Source organism: Mycobacterium sp. (assembly GCF_032162105.1).
Classification (GTDB): domain Bacteria; phylum Actinomycetota; class Actinomycetes; order Mycobacteriales; family Mycobacteriaceae; genus Mycobacterium.
Window position 1 is genome coordinate 1 of record NZ_JAVRPS010000509.1, and the last position, 7,597, is coordinate 7,597.

Consider the following 7,597-nt stretch of genomic DNA (forward strand, 5'->3'; position numbering starts at 1 on the left):
CGATCGGGCTCGGCGGCGACAAGCCGTGGCGCCGGATTCGAGCGGCAGGAGACCATTTCTACGCGGGCAACACCGACCACGCCGAGAGCATGCTCACCCCGATGGTCGATCAGCTGCGGCCGGGGACGCTGCGCGGCATCGCCCTGAACCTGCTCGCCGCGATCCGCATCTACGACAACAACTTCGTCACGGCCATGGATCTGCTCACCCGCGCCGTCGACGACACGCAGGACGTTGCGCCCATCCTCGTACAGACGTTGTTGAACCTCTCCTTCACCCAGGGCATGGGCGCCTTCGCGGAAGGCACGCCCGCGCACGGCACGTTCGACGAATCGATGACCAACGCCCGCAGGGCTGCCACCGTGGCGGAGACCACCGGCATCCCCGGGTTGGCGAGCCAGGCTCTGGCTCATTGGGCCCACACGCAATTCATGTACGGCCACGGCATCGACGAGGCGAGCCTGACCCGCGCGCTCGAGCTCGAACAGGTCAACGACGACGTCCCGATGCCGTTCAGCGCCAGCGCAGTCGAGGCGCTCATCCTGGCGTACACGGGCCGGATCGACGAGGCCCGCACCCGAATGCGCGCCGTCTACGAACGCTGCGTCGAACGCGGCGCGGACCGAAACGTGTTGGTCGTGGCCGAGTATTGCGCCCTGATCGAGATGTGGAGCGGCAATCTCACCGAGGCCGCGGTGATGGCCGACGCGGCCATCGAACGTGCGCAGCAGCTCGGTGGCGGGACCGTCGACGTCATCGGGCTCAGCATCCGCGCCGCGGTGCACGCCCACGCCGGCCACGGGACCGAGGCGCTGGCCGATGTCGACGCGGCACTGCGGGCCGCCGAGGCGTGCGGGGCGCCCCGAATGACCGAATGGCCCTTGATGGCAAAGGGATTCATGGAGGTGTCACTGGGCAGGTACGACGACGCAGTGGTCACGTTCGCGCCAATGGTGTCGCGGCTCGACATCATTCCCGGTACCGAGATCATGAGCGGCTGGTACCTGCCGAACGCCGCGGAGGCGATGGTGGCCCTGAGCCGGCTCGACGAGGCCGAACCGCTGATCGAGGCACTGGAGCGCAACGGAGCAGAACACGACCGACCATGGATGCTCGCGGCGGGCGCCCGCTGTCGCGCGTTGTGGCTGGCGGCCAAGGGCGACGTCGACGCCGCCCTCGAGTCGGTGAACCGCGCGATGGCCGAACACGACCGCACCCCGATGCGTTTCGAGCGGGCCCGCACCCGACTGCTCCTCGGCAAGCTGCAGCGCAGGCGTCGGCTCAAGGATGCCGCCTCCAAGACCCTCGCGGAAGCGCTCGCGGAGTTCGAGGAAGTGGGTGCGCCGTGGTGGGCCGACCACGTTCGCACCGAACTCGCCCGTACCAACGTCCGGCCCAACTCGGCTGTCGCGCTCACCCCGTCCGAACAGCGGGTGGCCGACCTGGCCGCCTCCGGCATGACCAACCGCGACGTCGCCGCGACGCTGTTCATCGGGATCAAGACCGTCGAGCACAACCTGAGCCGGGTCTACAGCAAGCTGGGCATCCGCTCCCGCGCCGAACTCGGCAGGCGGATGGACCAGTTGCGCGGCCTCGAGTGACGCTCAGCCGCGATACTCCCACCATGCCGCCGAAGAAACCGAGAGCGCTGCCGCCGCTGGCCACCGCGAAGAACCCGCGCCAGACGATCGCCAACTTCGACGTGATCGTCACGTGGGCGATCAACGCCCCGAGCGGTATTGGCTACTTCGCGACGATCTACAAGCGGGCGACGATCGCGATGAGCAGGGCGATCGACGCCCCGGGTGGGTTCCAGAATCCCAAGGTGATGACGCGATTCACCATGACGTTCTCGCAGCGCTACTTCGACGCCCTCAACGCCCACTTCCACCCGGACGACTACCCGGGGCCGACCCACGTGTGGCAGTGGGCATTCGACGGCCTCAGGTACGACGAGCCGATCATCTTCCAGCACCTGCTGACGGCGGTCTGCGCGCACATCAACCTCGATCTCGGGATCACGGCCGCACAGGTCGGCGCCGGGGCGATGGACGATCTGCACTATGACTTCAACATGTTCAACGCGATCCTGGGCAGTCAGGTCCAGGGTGTGTTCGACGCGCTGGCAAAGGTGTCGCCGCGGACACAGACCATCCGCGACGTGCTGCCCGGCGACGAGGTGGACGAGATCAACGCGCTGCTGATCGTATTCCGCGATCTCGCATGGAAGTTCGCGAACGTGCTGGCCGATTCACCGGACGAGTTCCAAGAGTTGGTCGACCTTCAGGATTCCAGGGCATGCCTGTTGACCACCTGCTACCTGTATCCGCCCGACAAGATCCGCGGGGTGGTCGACTGGATCGCCGACAAGGAGAGCCGGGACGTCGCACGGAACGTTCGCACGCTGGACGTGGCCGCGGCGAAACCGAATGTACTGAACGCTGCCTTCCTCCCGTAGCCGTTAGCGGGCAGCCAACTTCGCGGCGGCGAGTATGGCGCGCGCGGCCAGATCGGTCCCCTCCAGCTCTCCTGACTCCGTCACGCGCACAGGTGATTTCTTCGGGCCACGGCAGCCCAGCCGCCACTGCACGGCGTCGGCGAACCTGAACGGCGCCAGAAGAAGTGGTTCCTTCAGCTCGAATACCTTACAAGGCTGATACGGCGAATCCTCCTTCTCGAGAATGCCGTTCACAGCCCTGCGCGCCGCCTCGTTGGCACCCTCCATCGTCGCGAGATCGGTGTTGGTGCGCACGAAGTCGGCGGCCAGCACGAGGTTGGGGATGCGCGTCACCGCATCGGGCCGGTTCTTCCAAGAGCCCGCGGTGTTGATCAGCAGCGGCTCGGCGTTGGTCGCCTTGGACGGATTCGGGAACTCGATGGCCGGATCGAGGAACCGGTGGATCACGTTCTCCTCCTTGATCTCGTCGTGGTCGAAGTGGCGGGCCATCTGCTCCCATACCTCGGCGAAGATCTCCTCCTTCGTGCACGCGTTGGCGGCCTTCTTGTAGATCAAGCCGGGCTGATCCCAATCCGAAACGTCCACCGAGATAATGTCCTTGACGCGGCCGTCGCCGCGGTTCTGAAGGAGGCCCTCCGGCCAGAACTGCTGTTGTGCGAGCGCAGTGAGCGCCCACGGTGAGTCGATGAAGATGACGTGGCCGCGTGGCAGTTTCGCCGGCACGTCCAGGTAGAACATCACCCCGTTCATCCACCGTGTGGTCAGGCGGTCGATGTGCGCCAGCTGCGGGTCGGCGGCGCGGATGTCGTTGGTGAGCAGATTCTGCATCCGCTCGACCGGTAGCGCCGCGACATAGTAGTCGGCCTCGATCACCTTCGGACCGGCCTTGCCCACGACCGTCACACCGGTGATCGACGTTCCGTCGCACTGGATTCCGGCGACTTGGTGTCCGCCGTGCAGCGCCACGTCCTTCTCGTCGCGCAGGTAGTCGACCCACGGGTCGATCCAGACCTCACTCGTCGGCCCGTTCAGGACGCGGTCCGGCTGACCGCTGATGTTGGCCATGTCCTGGAGCAGCTGGGTCAGGATGGCGCAGCCGGTCCGCGCCGACATCTCCTCGGCGCGGGCGGCGACGAGCGTGCGGGTCATGCCCGTCGCGAGGAACTTCTGAAACGCCTTCGACCGGTGCTTGGCATCGGTGAAGTCCCACCAACTCTGCGACTCGAACTCGACGAGTCGACGTTCGTCGCATGCGGTGAGGTAGGCCAGGATCCGCTCGAAGAACAACGCGAACTCGTGCAGGGGGATCCCGAGCGTCGTGGCGATGGCGAACATGAACTTCACCAGCTTGGTGAGATCGTCGACGTCCGACGGGAACCTCATCGGCGCGATCAGTTCATTGGCCCCGTCCGCCTGGGCCATCAGCATCTCGGTGGCCTGGACCAGGTTGTCCTTCACCGTGCGGCCCTTGCAGGGGATCTCCGCCATGGTGGCGTCCAGGTGTTGATAGAAGCCGGGGAAGAACCGGAAGCCGTGCTCGCCGGGCAGCGGTCGCGTGCCGCTGTCGGGCACGGGTATCGAGCGAGCCTTACCGCCGAACACCTCGCGCGCCTCGAAGACGGTGACCTCGGACCCCCGCTTGGCGAGTTCGTGGGCAGCACTCAGTCCACCCACTCCACCCCCAAGCACCGCAACGGATGCCATTGGGCGATGGTAAGGCGGCCGGCCTTACGCCGTCAGTTGAAGTACGGGTTGTGGCCCTCGCCGGTGTTCAGCAGCAGTGGATTGTTGGGCTCGATGATGAAGCTGCCCGTCGGGCTGATCACGAACCCTCCGCCGTCGAAATTGTTGTTGCAGACGGTCATGGTGCCGTCGGTTCCGCACGCGACGTTACGGAAATTGATCCGCGATCCGGCGGGCAGTCGCTTGGGCAACGTGTCGAAGATGTACAGGGGGCGGTCGGCGTTGGCGAAGCTGGCCGGGCCCTGCTGCGAGCCGGTGACGGCGTTGGCGTTATTCGGTGCGGCGGGGATGGGGCCACTGCAGCCGTACATGCCCGATCCGCGGCTCATCACGCAGGCGATGTCACCCGGTACGGCGAAGGCGTAGACCTCGCCGTTCTGCATGGAGAAGTCGGATGCCTTGAGGGGCGCGAACGCGTTGGCATTGGGCGGTGGAGGAGGCGGCGCGGGTTCGGGATCGGCACCGGCCACACCGGGTACGCCAATCACAGCTGCCCCCGCAGCTACCACGCCGATCAGGATTCTGGTCAGCACAGGCTCACCCTAGAGGTTGCCAACGTCACTCGCAGCACTACGGCCACTCAAGTCACGACGGCCCGGTCAGCCCTGGCGGGCGCTGGTCACATCTGTCACACCCGTCATACCCGTCACCGGAGCGGAAGTGGACCGCTTTTTGCCCACCTCACAGCGGGGCCCGTCGCCACTGGGGTGCCGCTTGGCTCTGCGGTGGTGGCGCGCGTTCCTCGCACTTTCACACCCAGGACGCAGAGTCGACGCCGCTGCTGCCGAGGCAAACCGCCGACGCGCCGAGTGGACACGCAACTTGATCACACGCGCCACACCCGTCACTGGAGCAGAAGGCGATCGCTTTTGCCCACCTAACAGCGACAATTCCAGCCGCGGGTGGTGCGACGGCGACGCGGGCGATGCAAACCGAGCCGATTCGCGCTGAGGTGGGCACTTTGGTTGGTGCCTAGCTCAGGTGGCTGGTGTGACTGCTGAGAGTGGATGGGCAGATGGGGCGGCAGGAAAACGGCGGCGTGCGACGCGGACGACAGACGCTCAGTACTGACCAGGACCGCGGCCGGCCATCTGCTCCAACCGCGCGATGCGCTCGGCCATCGGCGGGTGCGTCGAGAACAACTTGCCGATCTTCTCGCCGGCCCGGAACGGGTTGGCGATCATCAGGTGCGCCTGGTCGGCCAGCTGCGGCTCGGGGGGCAGCGGCGCCTGCTGCACCCCAGCACTGATCTTGCGCAGTGCGCTCGCCAGCGATAGCGGATCGCCCGTCAGCTCGGCGCCGGACTGGTCGGCCTGGTACTCCCGCGACCGGGACACCGCCAGGCGGATGACCGTCGCCGCGATCGGGCCGAGCAGTGAAACCAGCAGGATGGCAAAGGGATTGGTGCCGCCCTCGCGGTTTCCGCTGAAGATGCTGGCGAAGAAGGCGAGGTTGGCCAGCGCGGTGATCACCGATGCCATCGCGCCTGCCACGCACGAGATGAGAATGTCGCGGTTGTAGACGTGCGACAGCTCGTGGCCCAGCACGGCACGCAGCTCACGCTCGTTGAGGAGCTGCAGGATCCCCGCGGTGCAGCACACCGCTGCGTTGCGCGGATTGCGGCCCGTCGCGAACGCGTTGGGCGCGGCGGTGTCGCTGATGTACAGCCGCGGCATCGGTTGGTGCGCGGTATTGGCCAACTCGCGGACGATCTTGTACATCAGGGGCGCCTGCAACTCGTTCACCGGCTGGGCGTGCATCGCCCGCAGCGCCATCTTGTCGCTGTTGAAGTAGACGTAAGCGTTCATGCCCACGCCGAACAGCACGGCCAGGCCAAGAATGGCCCTGCTCTGGAACAGCGCGCCGACGAACACGATCAGCCCGGAGAACCCCACCAGCAACACGAACGTCTTGAGTCGGTTCGCGTGTGGATGCCACGTCATTGTTTGCTTCTTCCTATGAAACTCGGGAAGTCTTCGCTGACTGAACGCCGGGCGACCGCCAGCGGTTCCGAATCGTCAACCGTGGCGGTTGACCGTGTAGTCGACGAGGTTGGCCAACGCCAGCCGTCCCGGAACGTCGGGCAGTTTGGCCAGCTCATCCCGGGCGTCCGTGGCGTACCGGAAGACGGTCTCCTTGGCCTCGGCGATGCCGCGTGACGAACGCAACAGCCGCAGCGCCTCGGCCAGGTCGGCGTCGTTGTCGACCGGACCAGCCAGCAATTCGCGCAGCCGGTCGGCGTCCGGGCCGCCGTCGCGCAGCGCATACAGCACCGGCAGCGTGTGCACGCCCTCGCGGAGGTCGGTGCCCGGCACCTTGCCGGACTCGTCGGGATCGCTCTCGATGTCGATGATGTCGTCGGAGATCTGGAACGCGGTGCCGACGATGCCGCCGAGCCGGGACAGCCGCTCGACTTGCTCGTCGTCGGCGCCGGAGAACGTGGCGCCGAACCGGCCCGACGCGGCGATCAGGCACGCCGTCTTCTCGTAGACCACCTTGAGGTAGTGCTCGACGGAGTCGGCGCCCTCGACCGCACCGCGGGTTTCCCGCATCTGACCGGTGACCAGCTGCGCGAACGTGTCGGCGATGATGCGCACCGCCTCCGGCCCGAGCCGCGACACCAGACGTGACGCCGTCGCGAACAAGTAGTCGCCTGCGAGGATCGCGATGTTGTTGCCCCATCGGGCGTTGGCGCTGTCGGCGCCGCGTCGCACCAGCGCCTCGTCCATCACGTCGTCGTGATACAGCGTGGCCAGGTGCACCAACTCGATGACCGCACCCGCGACGGTGACCTGCCACGCGTCGGGTTCCGGCCCCAGCTGCGCCGACAACACCGTGAACAGCGGACGGAACCGCTTGCCGCCGGCCTGGAACAGGTGCTGAACGGCCTCGGCCATCAACTCGTCGGCTTTGCCCAGCTCGGTGGCCATCAGCTCTTCGATGCGCGCCACCCCGTCGCGGACCTCCGCGGCGAATGCGGCGTCGCCGAAGTCCACGCCCGCGACCACGGTCGCTGGTGTCTTCATTGCTCCAACATACTGTGAGCTGTGGACCGCTATACGGAGGGCAGGAGCGCAGCGACCGGGGAAGTCAGGTCAGCTGACGTGGTGGTGATCGGAGCCGGACCCGCGGGTTCGGCCGCCGCCGCGTGGGCCGTCCGCAACGGCCGCGACGTGCTGGTGATCGACTCGGCCCAGTTCCCCCGCGACAAGGCATGCGGTGACGGTTTGACCCCTCGCGCGGTCGCCGAACTCGAACTCCTCGGCCTCGGCCCGTGGCTGGACGGCCGGATCCGCCACCACGGTCTGCGGATGTCGGGTTTCGGTGCCGACGTCGAGATCGGCTGGCCGGGTCCGTCGTTCCCTTCGTCGAGCAGCGCGGTGCCCCGCACCGAGC

General features: G+C 66.8%; 7 protein-coding genes. 3 read left to right on the forward strand and 4 right to left on the reverse strand.

Features of this window, described 5'->3' with window-relative positions; translation table 11 throughout:
* Both QOC69_RS26185 and QOC69_RS26190 read left to right on the forward strand, forming a co-directional pair.
* A partial coding sequence (locus tag QOC69_RS26185) for a helix-turn-helix transcriptional regulator (protein ID WP_526445153.1) occupies window positions 1-1,601 on the forward strand: 1,601 nt, incomplete at its 5' end.
* Between the two features lie 23 nt (window positions 1,602-1,624).
* The gene (locus QOC69_RS26190; RefSeq protein ID WP_526445155.1) at window positions 1,625-2,458 is read left to right on the forward strand and encodes a DUF5995 family protein; all 834 of its coding nucleotides are present in this window, start codon (window positions 1,625-1,627) and stop codon (window positions 2,456-2,458) included.
* Window positions 2,459-2,461: 3 nt separating this feature from the next.
* Here the strand turns inward: QOC69_RS26190 and QOC69_RS26195 are convergent, their stop codons facing one another.
* The 4 genes from QOC69_RS26195 to grcC1 form a co-directional block, all read right to left on the reverse strand.
* Window positions 2,462-4,162, reverse strand: a complete 1,701-nt coding sequence (locus tag QOC69_RS26195; RefSeq protein ID WP_526445157.1) for a hydroxysqualene dehydroxylase — start codon at window positions 4,160-4,162, stop codon at window positions 2,462-2,464.
* 32 nt (window positions 4,163-4,194) lie between these two features.
* Window positions 4,195-4,734, reverse strand: coding sequence for a hypothetical protein (locus tag QOC69_RS26200; RefSeq protein ID WP_526445159.1), 540 nt, complete (start codon window positions 4,732-4,734; stop codon window positions 4,195-4,197).
* Window positions 4,735-5,262: 528 nt separating this feature from the next.
* A complete protein-coding gene (htpX, locus tag QOC69_RS26205; protein ID WP_526445161.1) occupies window positions 5,263-6,144 on the reverse strand; it encodes a zinc metalloprotease HtpX in 882 nt (293 codons plus the stop codon).
* A 75-nt stretch (window positions 6,145-6,219) separates the two neighbouring features.
* Window positions 6,220-7,227: a nonaprenyl/(2E,6E)-farnesyl/geranylgeranyl diphosphat synthase gene (gene grcC1, locus QOC69_RS26210; protein ID WP_526445163.1), complete on the reverse strand. Its 1,008-nt coding sequence runs from the start codon at window positions 7,225-7,227 to the stop codon at window positions 6,220-6,222.
* 21 nt (window positions 7,228-7,248) lie between these two features.
* Between grcC1 and QOC69_RS26215 the strand changes: the two genes are divergently transcribed.
* Window positions 7,249-7,597: FAD-dependent oxidoreductase (locus QOC69_RS26215; RefSeq protein WP_526445165.1), on the forward strand; the 349-nt coding region annotated here is incomplete at its 3' end.

Bases quoted from the DNA above. Each gene is read 5' to 3' on its own strand.
- QOC69_RS26190 (WP_526445155.1), top strand. From the start codon at position 1,625: ATGCCGCCGAAGAAACCGAGAGCGCTGCCGCCGCTGGCCACCGCGAAG.
- QOC69_RS26195 (WP_526445157.1), bottom strand. From the start codon at position 4,162: ATGGCATCCGTTGCGGTGCTTGGGGGTGGAGTGGGTGGACTGAGTGCT.
- htpX (WP_526445161.1), bottom strand. From the start codon at position 6,144: ATGACGTGGCATCCACACGCGAACCGACTCAAGACGTTCGTGTTGCTG.
- grcC1 (WP_526445163.1), bottom strand. From the start codon at position 7,227: ATGAAGACACCAGCGACCGTGGTCGCGGGCGTGGACTTCGGCGACGCC.